Origin of the sequence: Pseudomonas sp. efr-133-TYG-103a (assembly GCF_030209235.1) — a bacterium.
Taxonomy (GTDB): domain Bacteria; phylum Pseudomonadota; class Gammaproteobacteria; order Pseudomonadales; family Pseudomonadaceae; genus Aquipseudomonas.
The window spans coordinates 1-16,534 of record NZ_JARVSK010000049.1 but is presented as its reverse complement, the minus strand read 5'-3'; the positions used below and the strand labels follow the sequence as shown (position 1 = coordinate 16,534).

Annotated in this window: 12 protein-coding genes, 3 tRNA genes and 1 pseudogene; all 16 read left to right on the top strand. The window is 61.8% G+C overall.

Annotation, left to right across the window (positions count from 1 at the left end; translation table 11 throughout):
* The first annotated feature begins 37 nt into the window (after nt 1-37).
* The 16 genes and pseudogenes from QRN36_RS27245 to QRN36_RS27170 all read left to right on the top strand — a co-directional run bounded on the left by QRN36_RS27245 (nt 38) and on the right by QRN36_RS27170 (nt 16,328).
* On the top strand, nt 38-2,824 hold the full coding sequence (locus tag QRN36_RS27245; protein ID WP_285426816.1) for a FimV/HubP family polar landmark protein: 2,787 nt from the start codon (nt 38-40) through the stop codon (nt 2,822-2,824).
* A 192-nt stretch (nt 2,825-3,016) separates the two neighbouring features.
* Nucleotides 3,017-3,841 (top strand): tRNA pseudouridine(38-40) synthase TruA, encoded by an 825-nt coding sequence (gene truA / locus QRN36_RS27240; protein WP_285426833.1) that lies wholly within the window; start codon nt 3,017-3,019, stop codon nt 3,839-3,841.
* Between the two features lie 59 nt (nt 3,842-3,900).
* Nucleotides 3,901-4,521 (top strand): phosphoribosylanthranilate isomerase, encoded by a 621-nt coding sequence (locus QRN36_RS27235; RefSeq protein WP_285426815.1) that lies wholly within the window; start codon nt 3,901-3,903, stop codon nt 4,519-4,521.
* 285 nt (nt 4,522-4,806) lie between these two features.
* Nucleotides 4,807-5,727: an acetyl-CoA carboxylase, carboxyltransferase subunit beta gene (accD, locus tag QRN36_RS27230; protein WP_093469348.1), complete on the top strand. Its 921-nt coding sequence runs from the start codon at nt 4,807-4,809 to the stop codon at nt 5,725-5,727.
* Nucleotides 5,724-7,030, top strand: a pseudogene (gene folC / locus QRN36_RS27225) (bifunctional tetrahydrofolate synthase/dihydrofolate synthase). Before accD ends, folC begins: the two are co-directional and overlap by 4 nt.
* Nucleotides 7,014-7,697 carry an SPOR domain-containing protein gene (locus QRN36_RS27220; RefSeq protein ID WP_285426813.1) on the top strand — a complete coding sequence of 228 codons (684 nt, stop codon included), beginning with the start codon at nt 7,014-7,016 and terminating at the stop codon, nt 7,695-7,697. The pseudogene folC and the gene QRN36_RS27220 overlap by 17 nt, the downstream one beginning before the upstream one ends.
* A gap of 245 nt (nt 7,698-7,942) precedes the next feature.
* On the top strand, nt 7,943-8,530 hold the full coding sequence (locus tag QRN36_RS27215) for a CvpA family protein (protein WP_285426812.1): 588 nt from the start codon (nt 7,943-7,945) through the stop codon (nt 8,528-8,530).
* 12 nt (nt 8,531-8,542) lie between these two features.
* Nucleotides 8,543-10,051 carry an amidophosphoribosyltransferase gene (gene purF, locus QRN36_RS27210; RefSeq protein ID WP_093469336.1) on the top strand — a complete coding sequence of 503 codons (1,509 nt, stop codon included), beginning with the start codon at nt 8,543-8,545 and terminating at the stop codon, nt 10,049-10,051.
* A 21-nt stretch (nt 10,052-10,072) separates the two neighbouring features.
* Nucleotides 10,073-11,284, top strand: coding sequence for an O-succinylhomoserine sulfhydrylase (locus tag QRN36_RS27205; protein ID WP_285426811.1), 1,212 nt, complete (start codon nt 10,073-10,075; stop codon nt 11,282-11,284).
* A 21-nt stretch (nt 11,285-11,305) separates the two neighbouring features.
* On the top strand, nt 11,306-12,085 hold the full coding sequence (locus QRN36_RS27200; protein ID WP_285426810.1) for an SDR family oxidoreductase: 780 nt from the start codon (nt 11,306-11,308) through the stop codon (nt 12,083-12,085).
* Nucleotides 12,086-12,272: 187 nt separating this feature from the next.
* A tRNA-Val gene (locus QRN36_RS27195) sits at nt 12,273-12,348 on the top strand.
* A 65-nt stretch (nt 12,349-12,413) separates the two neighbouring features.
* Nucleotides 12,414-12,490: transfer RNA gene (locus tag QRN36_RS27190), tRNA-Asp, on the top strand.
* A gap of 130 nt (nt 12,491-12,620) precedes the next feature.
* Nucleotides 12,621-12,697, top strand: a tRNA-Asp gene (locus QRN36_RS27185).
* 147 nt (nt 12,698-12,844) lie between these two features.
* Nucleotides 12,845-13,798, top strand: coding sequence for an NAD-dependent epimerase/dehydratase family protein (locus QRN36_RS27180; RefSeq protein WP_285426809.1), 954 nt, complete (start codon nt 12,845-12,847; stop codon nt 13,796-13,798).
* Nucleotides 13,799-13,927: 129 nt separating this feature from the next.
* Nucleotides 13,928-15,193 (top strand): 3-phosphoshikimate 1-carboxyvinyltransferase, encoded by a 1,266-nt coding sequence (gene aroA, locus QRN36_RS27175; protein ID WP_285426808.1) that lies wholly within the window; start codon nt 13,928-13,930, stop codon nt 15,191-15,193.
* 262 nt (nt 15,194-15,455) lie between these two features.
* On the top strand, nt 15,456-16,328 hold the full coding sequence (locus QRN36_RS27170) for a DUF2242 domain-containing protein (RefSeq protein WP_285426807.1): 873 nt from the start codon (nt 15,456-15,458) through the stop codon (nt 16,326-16,328).
* Nucleotides 16,329-16,534 lie beyond the last annotated feature (206 nt).

The following is a 16,534-nucleotide window of genomic DNA, read 5'->3' as shown; positions in this document are numbered from 1 at the left end:
CTCGGTTGCCGGGGAAATTTTAAACAAGGGATGGGCTATGGTTCAGGTTCGTAAACTGGTTTTAGCAATCGCTGCGGCTTCAGCGCTGTCATCCGGGATGGCGCAGGCGCTCGGTCTCGGTGGTTTGACCGTCAAGTCGACCCTGAATCAACCGTTGCTTGCTGAAATCGAACTCACGGAAGTGCAGGATCTCAACGCTTCGCAGGTCGTGCCGAGCCTGGCCAGCTCCGCGGAGTTCGCTCAGGCAGGCGTCGGCCGTACGGCGGTCCTGGATGACCTGACGTTCACGCCGGTAGTCAATCCGGGCGGCAAGAGCGTTTTGCGCATCACCTCGAGCAAGCCCATCCGCGATCCCTATGTGAAGTTTCTCGTTCAGGTGCTCTGGCCCAACGGCCGGGCGCTGCGTGAGTACAGCTTGTTGCTGGATCCGCCGAAGTTTTCGCCGCAAACCGCCGCAGCCGCCGCGCAACTGCCTTCCACTGCGCCGAGCACCGCACCGGCTCAGGCACCGGAAGCGCAAACTCCAGCTCCGGCGCCCGCCCCAGCGGCCCCGGCTCCGGCCGCTGAGCCCAAATTCACTCAATACACGACTGCCAACAACGACACGCTTTGGGAAATTGCCGAGCGCGTGCGTAATGGCGGTACGGTCCAGCAGACCATGCTGGCGATTCAGGCGCTCAACCCGGACGCTTTCATTGCCGGCAACATCAACCGTCTGAAGAAAGGTCAGGTGCTGCGTCTGCCGTCGCCGCAGGAAGCGACTGCGCTGCCTCAGCCCCGCGCCGTGGCGGAGGTCGCCGAGCAGAACCGCGCCTGGCGTGAAGGTCGCCGCTTGCCCAGCGGCACTCGTCAGGTTGATGCCACCCGTCGCAATCGTGCGGGCGCTGCACCGGCGCAGATCGACGCCAAGGACAACCTCAGTCTGGTCTCGGCCAATGCCAAGCGCGGCGCCAATGGGGCGGTCGGCGACAACGCCGAGCTCAGCAATCAGTTGGCGGTCACCCAGGAAAGCCTGGACAGCACGCGCCGCGACAATGCCGAACTGAAAAGCCGCATGGGCGATCTGCAGAGTCAGGTCGATAAACTGCAGCGCCTGATCGAACTGAAAAACGACCAGTTGGCGAAGATGCAGGCCGCCGGTGCTGCCGTGCCTGTGCCAGGCCCTGATGCGGGCGGCACTGTCAGCCCGAACAGCGTCACCAACCCGAACAATGCTGCCAATCCTGCAATGCCTGCTCAGATTGTGCCGAACAGCGCAGCGCCTGATGCAGCCGGCAAGCCGCCGAATGAAATCGCCCCGGAAGACGCTCTGCCGGTCGATGGCGCCAAGGTCACAAGCGCAACGCCGGATCAGCCTCTGGCCGTCGCGCCGGATCCTGCGGCCACTGAGGATAATCGCAGCGCGCTGGACAAGATCCTCGCCAGCCCGATGTTGATGGGGTTGATCGGTGGCGGCGCGCTGCTGGTTCTGCTGTTGCTGTTACTGCTGCTGGCGCGCCGTCGCAATGCGCTGATCGAAGCCGAAAAGCACCGCCAGATGGCACGGGCGCTGTCCGAGGAATCGGATTTCGCCTCCGACATGGATTTACCGGAAAGCAGCTTCGAGGGTCTGGAGGTTCCTCCGCCCAATGTAAAGATGGCGCCGGCGCCGACCGCAGTCAGCGAGCCGGTCCGCGAACATCCGGCTGACGCGCTCGTTCAGGCTGAAATCCACATTGCCTATGGTCGCATCAACCAGGCGGCGGCGTTGTTGGAAGAGGCCGTCAGGGAAGAGCCGCAGCGCAGCGATCTGCGCTTGAAGCTCATGGAGATTTACGCTCAGCAAGATAATCAGGCGGGGTTTGTCGCGCAGGAGCGGCAATTGATCGCCACGGGAAAGAACCACGCTGAAGTCGAGCAGCTCAAATCCCGTTATCCAGCCATGGCGGCCGCTGCTGCTGCGGCTGCGGGGGTTGCTGCGGCTGCGGCTTTGGCGGCGGAAATGGATGCGAAATACGTCGAAGATCTGCTCAACGACGAGCCACCGCCAGCGCCGCAAGTGCCTCCTGTGGCCGAGCCGGTTGCGCAGGCGCCGTTGCCGGATGACTTCGATACGGCCTTCGATCTCAGTCTGGACGATCTGGAAGCTGCGTCTCCTGCGCAGGTGCCTGATCGCTCGACACCCGCTGGCGATTCCCGCCTCGACGATCTGGACCTCGACGCGCCATTCGGTGGTTCGACCGCCGATGATCTGGATTTCGACGCGATCTTGCGCGAGCAGACCGAAGCGTCAGCCAACGAGCCCACTGATCTGGCGGACTTCGACCTGGATCTGGCCGAAGATCAGCCGGGGCTGAAGGCTGAAGATGATTATCTGCTCGGCGTGGAAGATGAGCTGCGCGACCTGCCGGCTTTCGAAGAGCGCGCCGATCTGGGCGCGAACACGCCGCCGGTGGAAGACGATATCGATCTGCCGGCCGATTTCGACTTGTCCCTGGCCGACGAGATGGAAACCGAGCAGGCTTCCAATGCCTTTGCGTCCGAGATCGATGATGTCAACGCCGAGCTTGAGCGCTTGTCGCAAAGCCTGGAGCAGCCTTCGACTGGCAAGCCTGGCGATGCAGCCCCAAGCTTTACCGAAGACGATGCATTGCTGGCGGACGACGAGCCTGAGTTCGATTTCCTTTCCGGCACCGACGAGGCAGCCACCAAGCTGGATCTGGCGCGTGCCTACATCGAGATGGGTGATGCCGACGGCGCCCGGGATATTCTCGACGAAGTGGTCGCTGAAGGGGATGACGGCCAGAAGACCGAAGCGCGGGAGATGTTGTCGCGGCTGGTCTGACAGGTGCCGGCACTGCTTCGAAACGACCGCTCAGGCGGTCGTTTTCGTTTGTGGGCGTTGTAGGGCTGTCGTGCTGACAGGTGCCGATGGCGTCTTTTTCTGCCATCCGTATAATGGCCGCCCTTGCGCATATCGACAGGCTTTAAGCACTTGGCAACTACAGACACCGTGGCAGAGACAGCGGCAGCCGAAATGGCCGCCGAAGGTTTTTCCAGGATCGCACTGGGCGTGGAATACAAAGGCTCGCGCTACAGCGGCTGGCAGCGTCAGTCCACCGGCGTGCTGACCGTGCAGGAGACGCTGGAGAATGCGCTGTCCAGAGTGGCTGATTCGCCCGTGTCGCTGATGTGTGCCGGGCGCACCGATGCCGGCGTGCATGCGTGCGGCCAGGTGGTGCACTTCGATACTCGGGCCGAGCGCACCATGAAGGCCTGGACCATGGGCGCCAATATCAATTTGCCCCATGACATCAGCGTGACCTGGGCCAAAGTCATGCCGGCGCACTTTCACGCGCGGTTCAAGGCAATCGCCCGGCGTTATCGCTACGTGATCTACAACGATCAGATCCGTCCGGCTCATCTGGGCCAGGAAATCACCTGGAATCATCGCCCGCTGGATGTCGAGCGGATGGCGTTGGCCGCCGAATATCTGGTCGGCACTCACGATTTCAGCGCGTTTCGTGCCGGGCAATGTCAGGCGAAGTCGCCGATCAAGCAGATTCACCATTTGCGCGTCACCCGACACGGCAAGATGATCGTCATCGACATCCGCGCCAATGCCTTCCTTCATCACATGGTGCGTAACATCGCTGGCGTGCTCATGACCATTGGTGCCGGTGAGCGTCCGGTGGAGTGGGCCAGCGAAGTGCTGCAGAGCCGCGTTCGGCGTACGGGCGGTGTGACGGCCCATCCGTTCGGGCTGTATCTGGTGCAGGTCGAGTACCGCGATGAGTTTCCCTTGCCGGAGCGCTACATCGGTCCGCATTTTCTGACAGGCTTCACGGAACTGGACGGCTGACGTTCCGGGCTGCATTTGCTACCATCCGTGACTTTCCAAGGGCTTGAGGTTTTCACCACATGTCAGCCGTTCGCAGCAAGATCTGCGGGATTACCTGCATAGAAGATGCGTTGGCCGCCGTCGAAGCGGGAGCCGACGCCATCGGATTCGTGTTTTACCCCAAGAGTCCCCGGGCCGTGACGATAGAGCAGGCGCAGGCAATCATCGCCGCCTTGCCGCCGTTCGTGAGCACCGTCGGCCTGTTCGTCAACGCCGAGCGCGAGGCGTTGAAGGCATTGCTCGATGTCGTGCCGCTGGACCTTATCCAGTTTCATGGGGACGAAACCCCTGAGCAATGCGAGGGTTATCAACGTCCTTACATCAAGGCGCTGCGCGTTCAGGCCGGAGACGACATCGCGGCCAGTTGCGCGCTCTATCACAAGGCGTGCGGCATTCTGCTGGACACCTATGTCGCGGGCATCCCCGGCGGTACCGGCGAAACTTTCGATTGGGCACTGATTCCAAAACATCTGAGCAAGCCGATCATCCTGGCGGGCGGGCTGACGTCAGCCAATGTCTCCCAGGCGATTGCGCAGGTTCGCCCCTACGCCGTGGATGTCAGCGGCGGTGTGGAAAGATCCAGGGGCTTGAAGGACCACGACAAGATTCGCGCGTTCATGAGTGCGGTGCACAGCGCCTGAACGAATTTTCCGGCAGCTGTGGCTGCCGATGTGACGATGAACGGGCGGTTGCCGTCCACTAGCCTGCCACCCGGATTTGGGGCTGGCCGAATTGAGTAAACGAGACGTGCTGCGTCTCGCGCAGGAAGTTGAGGGTGGTGAGCGACGGGGTGTCGGTTCAGCAGGTCAGGCCAGGCGCCGATCGTTGTACGACATTTCGCGACACCGCAGATGAATTAAGTTAGGGCGTGCGCACGGCACAGACCGCCGTCGCGTTCAAAGCCACCGGTACTGGAGAAAGAAAGCATGAGCAACTGGTTGGTAGACAAACTGATCCCTTCGATCATGCGTTCCGAGGTCAAGAAAAGCTCGGTACCCGAAGGTCTCTGGCACAAGTGCCCATCCTGCGAGGCGGTGCTGTATCGCCCTGAGCTGGAAAAAACACTGGACGTCTGTCCCAAGTGCAACCACCACATGCGCATCGACGCGCGTGCGCGCCTGAACATCTTCCTGGACACCGAAGGTCGCGAAGAAATCGGCGCTGACCTCGAGCCTGTCGATCGCCTGAAATTCCGCGACAGCAAAAAATACAAGGATCGTCTGACTGCCGCGCAAAAGCAGACCGGCGAGAAGGACGCGCTGATCTCCATGAGCGGTACGCTGCTGGGCATGCCGGTGGTGTGCAGCGCATTCGAATTTTCGTTCATGGGCGGATCCATGGGCGCGATCGTTGGCGAGCGCTTCGTCCAGGCTGCTAACTACGCACTGGAAAACCGCTGTCCGATGATCTGCTTCGCCGCCTCCGGTGGTGCGCGCATGCAGGAAGCGCTGATTTCCCTGATGCAGATGGCCAAGACCTCGGCTGTGCTGGCCCGTCTGCGTGAAGAGGGTCTGCCTTTCATCTCCGTTCTGACCGATCCGGTCTACGGTGGCGTTTCCGCCAGTCTGGCGATGCTGGGCGACGTGATCGTGGCCGAGCCAAAGGCGCTGATCGGCTTTGCCGGCCCTCGTGTCATCGAGCAGACCGTGCGTGAAAAACTCCCTGAAGGCTTCCAGCGCAGCGAATTCCTGCTGGATCACGGTGCGATCGACATGATCATTCACCGCCAGGAGCTGCGTCAGCGTCTGGGCAACCTGCTGGCTCAGATGATGGGCCTGCCGACCCCTAAATTCGTTGCGCCGAAACTTGAGCCGATCGTGGTTCCGCCCGCTCCGGCGAACGTATGACCGCACGCTCCCTGGCCGACTGGCTGAGCTACCTGGAGCAGTTGCATCCTTCTGCCATCGACATGGGGCTGGAGCGTTCGCGACAGGTGGCGCTGCAGGCTGGGCTGACTCGGCCGGCGCCGCGCGTGATCACGGTCACCGGCACCAACGGCAAGGGCTCGACGTGCGCGTTTCTCGCCGCGTTGCTCGAGGCGCAGGGCCTGAAAGTCGGCGTGTACAGTTCGCCCCACCTGCTGCGCTACAACGAGCGGGTGCAAGTGCAGGGCGTCGAGGCCACGGACGAGCAGCTCTGCGCGGCGTTCGAAGTCATCGAAAAGGCCCGTGGCGACATTTCGCTGACCTATTTCGAAATGGGCACGCTGGCGGCGTTCTGGCTGTTCGAACAGGCCGGTCTTGACGCGGTGGTGCTCGAAGTCGGTCTGGGAGGGCGTCTGGATGCAGTCAACCTGATCGATGCGGACATGGCCCTGGTCACCAGTATCGGTGTCGACCATGCCGAATGGCTGGGCAATACCCGCGAGTCTGTGGCGTTCGAGAAAGCAGGGATTTTCCGCGAAGGGCGTCCCGCGCTGTGTGGCGATCTCGATCCACCGAAGCCGCTGCTGGATCAGGCTGGTGCCCTGAGTTGCCCGCTTTCGCTGCGCGGTCGCGACTTCAATCTGGCCATCGGCCCGACTGCATGGGATTGGTTCGGCACTGGCCTCGATGGGGCAAGAGTCGAACTGCGTGACTTGCCGTTGCTCGATCTGCCAATGCAGAACGCGGCTCTGGCCCTGCAGGCCTATCTGCTCTCGGGGCTGGAGTGGCAAGCGGCGTCGATCCGTACAGCATTGCTCGGCACACGTGTCACAGGACGGCTGGATCGTCGATCCTTCCAGTGGCAGGGCAAGCCGTTGCGGGTGCTGCTGGACGTGGGGCACAACCCTCATGCGGCCACATTCCTGGCGCAACGTCTCGATCAGCGTCCCGTGTCGGGCAAGCGCCTCGCAGTATTCGGTCTGCTTAATGACAAGGATCTGGACGGCGTGCTGGCGGAACTGGCTGATCGCTTCAGCAGCTGGGCGGTTGCGCCCCTGCCGACCCCGCGCAGTCGTCCTGCGCAAGAGATTGCGCAGGCGTTGCAGAACCTTGGCGCGCACGTGACGTCCTACGCCAGTGTCGCGCTGGCACTCGAAGCGCAATGCAATCAGGCGACTGCCGACGACGAAATCGTTCTGTTCGGGTCTTTTTACTGCGTGGCCGAGGCCCTGGAATGGCTTGCGGGCGCGTCACGGAGGAAGTGACACATGGCTTTGCTGGATAAGGCGTACAAGCAGCGCATGGTGGGCGCGCTGGTGCTCATCGCCATCGCGGTGATCTTCCTGCCGATGCTGTTTTCCCGACAGGATGAAGCGCGTCATGTGCAGGTGGATGCGCCAGCCGCTCCGCAGGCGCCGGCGGCGTCTCAGATCAAGGTCGAGCCGGTGAACGTGCCTGAGCAGCAACCGCTGCCGCAGGAACCGGTGCCGACCGATGAAGAATTGTCGCAGCCGAGCCAGGCACCTGCCACCCAGCAACCGCCCTCGATGCCTATCGCCCCGGCGCCTTCCCGGCCGCCAGCGTCCGTGCCACCGGCAAAGGTCGCGTCAGCTCCAGCGCAAGCGCCGGCTCAGACACCCGCCAAGCCTGCTACCCCGGCGCCTGCGCCTGCCGCTCCGGTCGCCGATCCGGCTCGCGTCGACACCAATGGCCTCTCGGTAACCTGGGCCGTGCAACTGGCCAGCCTGTCCAATCGGGCGAACGCCGATAACCTGCAAAAAACGTTGCGCACCCAAGGCTACAATGCGTACATCCGCACCTCCGATGGGGTGAATCGAGTGTTCGTCGGCCCGGTCATCGAACGTGCCGAAGCGGATCGCCTGCGCGACACTCTGGAAAAGCAGCAGAAGATCAAGGGCATCGTTGTGCGTTTCCAGCCGGAGCGTAAGTAAGACTCGGTCGGTAGCCATGACCCTTTCCCGGCAGAGGCCGGTCCTGGAGGCATACACGGCTTTCGTGGGATCGGCTTTAGCCGGAAACGGTTGAAACAGGCACCTTGATCCTCACCGTCTGGCGAGCATCGACCACCGGCAAAGTCCAATAGTTCGCCTTAATTGGCATCCATCCGTAATCCCTGCTTACCGCCGGGCGAGCGCTCTGCTAAAATGCGCCGCCTCATCAGTCTGTAGGCTGCAACGTGTCATTTACTCCGGTTGACTGGGCGATCATTGCAATTGTCGCCATCTCAGCTCTGATCAGTCTCAAGCGCGGCTTCGTCAAAGAAGCACTGTCCTTGCTGACCTGGATCATTGCAGGTGTCGTCGCCTGGATGTTTGGCGGTTCGCTGGCCCAGTATCTGGTCAACTACATCGAAACACCTTCGGCACGCGTGATTGCGGGCTGCACCATTCTTTTCGTCGCCACGCTGTTGGTCGGCGCCATGGTCAACTTTCTTATCGGGGAACTGATTCGCGTCACCGGCCTTTCCGGGACCGATCGTTTTCTGGGCATGGTCTTCGGCGCGGCGCGCGGGGGCTTGCTGGTGGTCGTAGCGGTAGGGCTGTTGAGCCTGGGCCCGGTACAACAGGATCAATGGTGGCAGGAGTCGCGGCTCCTCCCTCAATTTGTCATGGTCGCTGACTGGTCGAAAAACCTGATTCTCGGGATGTCCAGCAAGTGGCTAGCCAGCGGAATCAGCGTACCTGTTGATATTCCGTTCAAGGAACACCTCCTGCCGCCTACAACGCCGCAGGAAGTGCTCGGTAAATCCAGTTCCACTAAGTAGGGGTTGTGTCGCATGTGTGGCATCGTCGGTATCGTCGGCAAGTCGAACGTCAATCAGGCGCTGTATGACGCGCTCACCGTCCTCCAGCACCGCGGCCAGGACGCTGCCGGTATCGTGACCAGCCATGACGGCCGGTTGTTCCTGCGCAAGGACAACGGTCTGGTCCGTGATGTGTTCCACCAACGCCATATGCAGCGTCTGGTCGGACACATGGGCATCGGTCACGTACGTTATCCAACAGCGGGCAGCTCGACTTCGGCCGAAGCCCAGCCGTTCTACGTCAACTCGCCCTATGGCATCACGCTGGCGCATAATGGCAACCTGACCAACGTCGAGCAACTGGCCAAGGAGATTTACGAATCTGACCTGCGCCATGTCAACACCAATTCCGACTCGGAAGTCCTGCTCAACGTTTTCGCCCATGAACTGGCCGTGCGCGGCAAGCTGCAGCCGACCGAAGAAGACATCTTCGCTGCGGTCACCGACGTGCATAACCGCTGCCGTGGCGGATACGCCGTCGTCGCGATGATCACCGGCTACGGGATCGTCGGTTTCCGCGACCCGGACGCGATTCGTCCGATCGTGTTCGGCCAACGTCACACCGACGAAGGCGTCGAGTACATGATCGCTTCCGAAAGCGTTGCGCTGGACGTGCTCGGCTTTACCCTGATCCGTGACCTGGCGCCGGGCGAAGCGGTGTACATCACTGAAGACGGCAAGCTGCACACGCGCCAGTGCGCGACCAGCCCCAAGTACGCGCCATGCATTTTCGAACACGTGTACCTCGCGCGTCCGGACTCGATCATCGACGGTATCTCGGTCTACAAGGCGCGCCTGCGCATGGGCGAGAAACTGGCCGACAAGATTCTGCGCGAGCGTCCTGATCACGATATCGACGTGGTCATCCCGATTCCCGACACCAGCCGCACGGCGGCGCTGGAGTTGGCCAACCACCTGGGCGTCAAGTTCCGCGAAGGCTTCGTCAAGAACCGCTACATCGGCCGCACCTTCATCATGCCGGGACAGGCAGCGCGGAAAAAATCCGTACGCCAGAAGCTCAACGCCATCGAGCTCGAGTTCCGCGGCAAGAACGTCATGCTGGTCGATGACTCCATCGTGCGCGGCACCACCTGCAAGCAGATCATTCAGATGGCCCGCGAAGCCGGTGCCAAGAACGTGTATTTCTGTTCCGCGGCCCCGGCCGTGCGCTTCCCCAACGTCTACGGCATCGACATGCCGAGTGCTCACGAGCTGATCGCTCATAACCGTTCCACCCAGGACGTGGCCGACCTCATCGGTGCCGACTGGCTGGTTTATCAGGATCTGAACGACCTGATCGAAGCGGTCAGTGGCAGCAAGAAAATCAAGATCGATAATTTCGACTGCTCGGTTTTCGACGGCAAGTACGTGACCGGTGACATCGACGAGCACTACCTGAACCGGATCGAGCAGGCGCGTAATGACGCCTCCAAGGCCAAGACTCAGGCGGTCAGCGCGATCATCGATCTGTACAACAACTAATCCAGACAAGGAGCAGGCGGCATGACTCAGGAATGGGATGCCGGTCGACTGGACAGCGATCTCGACGGCGTGGGTTTCGACACCCTCGCCGTGCGTGCTGGACAGCACCGTACGCCGGAGAGCGAACACAGCGATCCATTGTTTTTCACGTCCAGCTACGTGTTCCGCACGGCAGCCGACGCGGCCGCGACGTTCGCCGGAGACAAACCGGGCAACGTCTACTCGCGTTACACCAACCCGACAGTGCACTCGTTCGAAGAGCGTATCGCCGCGCTGGAAGGTGGCGAGCAGGCCGTTGCGACGTCCACGGGCATGTCCGCCATTCTGGCGACCGTCATGAGCCTGTGCAGCGCCGGTGACCACGTGCTGGTCTCCAAAAGCGTGTTCGGCTCCACGATCAGCCTGTTCGAGAAGTACTTCAAACGCTTCGGCGTGCAGGTCGATTACGTCCCTCTGGCCGAATTGTCGGGCTGGGACGCGGCGATCAAGTCCAATACCCGGTTGCTGTTCGTCGAATCACCGTCCAATCCGCTGGCCGAACTGGTCGACATTGCCGCGCTGGCGGAAATCGCCCACGCCAAGGGCGCACTGCTGGTCGTCGACAACTGCTTCTGTACGCCTGCGTTGCAACAGCCGCTGCGCATGGGTGCCGACGTGGTCGTGCATTCGGCGACCAAGTTCATCGACGGGCAGGGACGCGCCATGGGTGGCGTGGTTGTCGGGCGCAGCGAGCACATGAAGGAAGTGGTCGGTTTCCTGCGTACCGCCGGCCCAAGCCTGAGCCCGTTCAATGCATGGCTGTTCCTCAAAGGCCTGGAAACGCTGAACATCCGCATGCGCGCCCATTGCCAGAGCGCGCTGGAGCTGGCGCAGTGGCTGGAGCAGCAGGACGGCGTAGAGCGTGTCCACTACGCCGGTCTGGAGAGTCACCCGCAGCACGAACTCGCCAGGCGCCAGCAGAAGGCGTTCGGTGCCGTGGTGAGTTTCGAGGTCAAGGGCGGCAAGGACGGCGCGTGGCGTTTCATCGACGCTACACGCCTGATTTCGATCACCGCGAACCTGGGCGATACCAAGACCACCATCACCCACCCGAGCACCACCTCTCACGGCCGCCTGTCGCCGCAGGAGCGTGAGGCCGCCGGTATTCGCGACAGCCTGATCCGCGTGGCGGTCGGTCTGGAAGACGTCGCCGACCTCAAGGCGGACCTCGCGCGTGGCCTGGCTGCGCTGTGAGTCGCGCAGTGAGTGCCGCCTGTGAATGAGTGGACGGTGGGCGCGACCGGCGTGCATAACGGCCGGGTCGCGTTGGTGACCGGCGCCGCTCGGGGGATTGGCCTGGCAATCGCTGCCTGGCTGGTCACCGAAGGCTGGCAAGTCGTGCTGACCGATGTAGACCGTCAGCGCGGCGCGGCCGTGGCGGATGTGCTGGGCGAGAATGCTTCGTTCATCGCTATCGACGTCTCCAGCGAACAACAGGTGGTGGATGGCGTCGCCGAAGTGCTCGGCATGTTCGGGCGTCTGGATGCACTGGTGTGCAATGCAGCGGTGGCCGATCCCCATAACACGGTCCTCGAGAGTCTTGATCTGTCGCACTGGAACCGCGTGCTGGCGGTCAATCTGAGCGGGCCGATGCTGCTCGCCAAGCATTGCGCCCCTTATCTGCGGGCGCACGGCGGAAGCATCGTCAATCTGAGTTCGACCCGCGCGCGTCAATCCGAGCCTGACAGCGAGGCTTACGCCGCAAGCAAGGGCGGTTTACTGGCGTTGACGCACGCGTTGGCCATGAGCCTGGGCCCACAGGTTCGGGTCAATGCTGTCAGCCCCGGCTGGATCGATGCCCGCGACCCGTCTGTGCGGCGCGCCGAGCCATTGTCCGACGCCGATCACGCGCAGCATCCGGCCGGCAGGGTAGGGACTGTGGAAGATGTTGCCGCCGCGGTGGCATGGCTGTTGTCGAAGAATGCCGGGTTTGTCACGGGGCAGGAATTCGTGGTCGATGGCGGCATGAGCAAGAAGATGATTTATGTGGATTGAGCGTGGCGGCAAGTTTCCCGCCGCACGCTGCGAGTGAAATCAAGAGCGAGCCTTCGGGCTCGCTTTTTCGTTCCTTGCCTGGCTTTTCATGTCAGTCAGCGAAAACCGCTTTTTTGAAAAAAACTTCAAGCAGGCTATTGACTTAGGTTCGGCACCTGCGTAAATTTCGCGGCCTCAGCGAAGCAAAGGGTGATTAGCTCAGCCGGGAGAGCATCTGCCTTACAAGCAGAGGGTCGGCGGTTCGATCCCGTCATCACCCACCATCGTTGAGAGTTGCAAGACACGCTGAAGGTTACTGAGATTCAGCAGGACGATAAGTCCACACTGCGCAGCGGTAGTTCAGTCGGTTAGAATACCGGCCTGTCACGCCGGGGGTCGCGGGTTCGAGTCCCGTCCGCTGCGCCATATTTTACAGATCGGGTTTTGTTTTCAGAGCCGGGTTTGAGATTGAACGCCAAGGCGATCGATCAGAGTCATACGAAACAGGTTTCAGCCCGTTTCAACAGAGTTAAGCAGATGAAAGTCTGTGCGACACGCAGCGGTAGTTCAGTCGGTTAGAATACCGGCCTGTCACGCCGGGGGTCGCGGGTTCGAGTCCCGTCCGCTGCGCCATACATAGCCTCAAGGCCCTTGAACTCCTTGAAGCGACAAAAAAAGCGACCTTAGCGTCGCTTTTTTTGTGCCTGACAGAAAGCCATCGGCGCTGTGAGGGTTTCTGCGCTTATCATTCGGACAACTTAAGGACAGCGAGTCTCGATCATGCGGATACTTGTAACAGGCGCCAGCGGATTCATCGGCACTCGACTCTGTGAGCTGCTGATGGATCAATCCCACGACGTCACGGGCATCTGCCGCAGCGGCAAGGGTTCGGTGGTCGGCGTGAAATACATCGCGACCGACTTCACAGATCCGCAGGCCATCACCGGGATGCTCACCGGCATTGACTGCGTGGTTCACCTGGCCGGCAGGGCGCATGTGCTCGATAAACAGGGCGACTCGGCTGATCTGTATCAGGCGGTGAACTGCGACGCGACGCTGCAGCTGGCCCGTGAAGCGCTGTCGGCTGGCGTCCAGCGCTTTGTGTTCATCAGCTCGATTGGCGTCAACGGCAACGAGTCCGGGACTCAGCGCTTCTCCGAAACCTCAACGCCTCATCCGGTCGCTGACTACGCGCGTTCCAAGCTGGAGGCTGAAATCGGTCTGCACCGGTTGCTCGACGGTGCAACCATGGAGTGGGTGATCATACGTCCTCCGCTCGTGTACGGGGCGAACGCACCGGGCAATTTCAGGACGCTGCTGAAGGTGGTCGAGAAAGGCATTCCCAGTCCGTTCGCGCTGGTTCGCAACGCGCGCAGCATCATTTCCGTCGACAATCTCGCGACCTTGATTGCGTTGGCCTGCCAGCATCCGGATGCAGCTGGCCAGACGTTTCTGGCCAGCGATGGCAGTGACGTGTCGACTCACCAGATGCTCGGCGCGTTGGCGCAGGGAATGGGCAAGCGCGTCTTCGCCTTGCCGGTGCCTGGTGCATTGCTGGCCGTCATGCTCAAGGCCGCGGGCAAGGGCGATCTGTATACCCAGCTGTGCGGTTCGCTGACCGTGGACTGCTCGCGGGCGAGGCAGGTTCTGGGTTATCAGCCTGACACCGATACGCTGCGCGCCCTGATGCAGGTCGGCAGGGAATACCGCATGGGTGGGCCGGGGCATCAATGAGCCCTGTTCGATGTTCCGCTGCCTGCAAGGCAACGCGATGCTGCACAGAGCGGCGAGAAATGACATGATTGCCGGCTCGCTTAACGCGGCGCTGCGCACTGCCTGATTTCGAATTTGGAGAGCTGGACCATGGGCATGAACCAAACCATCACTGTGATCCCACCGGGTGTACCGTTGACGGGGCATGTCTCGCCGCCGGGTTCGAAGTCGATCACCAACCGTGCGTTGCTGCTGGCGGCGCTGGCCAAGGGCACCAGTCATCTGCGTGGCGCGCTGAAAAGCGACGACACCCGCCACATGTCCAACGCGTTGAGGCAGATGGGCGTGGTCATCGACGAGCCGGACGACACCAGTTTCGTCGTCACCAGTTCGGGTCGCCTCGAGGTGCCTGAAGGCCCGCTGTTTCTGGGCAATGCGGGCACTGCAGTGCGCTTTCTCACGGCGGCGGTCTGCACGGTCAACGGCAGTGTCACGCTGGACGGCGACCACTACATGCAGAAGCGCCCGATCGGTCCGCTGCTCGAATCATTGCGCAAAGGCGGGCTGAATGCCGAAAGCGCGACGGGCTGCCCGCCGGTAGTCATCCACGGCCACGGTTCGATCAAGGCCACCCGTTTCGAAATCGACGGTGGTCTGTCCAGCCAGTATGTTTCCGCACTGCTGATGGTGGCGGCGTGCGGCGATGCGCCGATCGAGGTGGCTCTGACCGGCAAGGAGATCGGCGCTCGCGGTTACATCGATCTGACCCTCGCCTGCATGCGCGCTTTCGGTGCTGAGGTCGAAGTCGTCGATGAGGCGCTGTGGCGTGTATCGCCGACCGGTTACACCGCCTGCGATTATCACGTCGAGCCGGATGCTTCTGCCGCCACTTATCTGTGGGCTGCGCAGGCCCTGACCGCAGGCAACATCGATCTGGGCGTCGCTGCCCAGGCGTTCACCCAGCCTGATGCCAAGGCGATGGACGTGATCGCGCAATTCCCGAAGATGCCGGCGGTGATCAACGGCTCGCAGATGCAGGATGCGATTCCTACGCTGGCGGTGCTGGCGGCCTTCAATGAAACGCCGGTGCGTTTTGTCGATCTGGCCAACCTGCGGGTCAAAGAGTGCGATCGTGTGCAGGCGCTGCATGACGGGCTCAATCAAGTGCGTCCCGGGCTGGCCTCGGTCGAGGGCGACGACTTGCTGGTGGCGTCGGACCCGAGCCTGGCCGGCACCAGCAGCCATGCGCTGATCGACACCCATTCGGACCATCGCATCGCCATGTGTTTCGCGCTGGCCGGACTCAAGGTCTCGGGTGTTCGCATTCAGGACCCGGATTGCGTCGCCAAGACCTATCCCGGTTACTGGCGTGCGCTGGAGTTTCTGGGCGTGAAGCTCGAACACGGTCAGGTCTGAGCGGCATCGGGCGGAGGCAGGTCGCTGACGACCGTCAGTCGATTCCCGCTTCCGTCCGGCGATATCCGGGCTGCAGCGTTGTCAGACGCCCACAGTCATGAAACGCCCGTCAGTCGCGCGCACGTGGCGAGTCGCGCCGACGAAAAGTTCGATGTATCCACACGGTTGCAAACTGTGCGTTGATCCGGTGCCAGCCTTGTTGCAGACTTACCGGCGTTTCCTTCGGTCCACTATTCTGTCGACCTTTTTCCCGGGATGTTCGATGTCTAAATTACTGAGCTTTCGTACCGCATGCTGGGCATTGACCCTGCTGGCCGCCGCAGGCTGCTCGTCAAAGAAGCAGGCTATCTACGAGCATGAAAACTTCGACGACGCCGGTACGTTCTCACGCAACTATCCAGTGTCCGATGCTGCCACGTGCGAGGCAGGGCGGCGCGCGTTGCTCAGCCAGGGATACATCATCACCAGCAGCGATCCGAAAATGATCAGCGGCCACAAGAGCTTTCAGCAGACCGGCGAAACCCACATGGAGATCAGCTTCAATGTGGTCTGTGCTGCCGATGGTGGCACGGACGCCAAGGCAACGATGTTCGCCAACGCCCTGCAGGACCGTTATGCGCTGAAGAAGGTCAACAACTCGGCGAGCCTGGGTGTCGGCGTGCTGGGCTCTGTCTCGATGCCGATCGGCTCGACGGACGACTCGATGGTCAAGGTGGCCAGTGAGACGGTGGCGTCCTCCAAGTTCTACGACCGTTTCTTCGCGCTGGTGGAAAACTTCCTGCCGCCGGAGGTGAAGAAAGCTGCGCACATCGAAGAAAAACCCAAGACCGATCTGGGCATGCCGGAACCTGCTCCCGCCAAGGCCGCGGCGTTGAATGAGCAGAAACCGGTTGAAGCCACGCCGGCAGCCGCGCCTGCGCCGGTTCCGGCAGCGTTGAGTACGCCTGCCACGCCGTCTGCCACAGCAGCGGATCAGGGCAGTGAGACCATGCCCGCCCCGGCAGAGCCTGAGCCACTGAAGGCTGAGACTGCCACGCCAGCGGAGCCGGCCCCAGCAGCAGCACCCGCTCCAGCGCCTGAAGTCAACGCCACGCCCGCCGCCGATCCTGCGCCCGAGGCAGCGCCAGCGCAATGATCTGGATGTATGCGGTTTGACGGGCACAACGCATCAACCGGTTTTACGACTGCTGCGCAGCCGATCGTCCGGATGCGGCCCAGGGACAAGCGCGCTCCTACAGGCGCTGCCTGGTTTCGAGAACTGGCCACAGGACCTGTAGGAGCGAGCTTGAACTGGCCTAATGATCCCGGACACCTCTTAAGGGCGATATGATTCGCCCAATC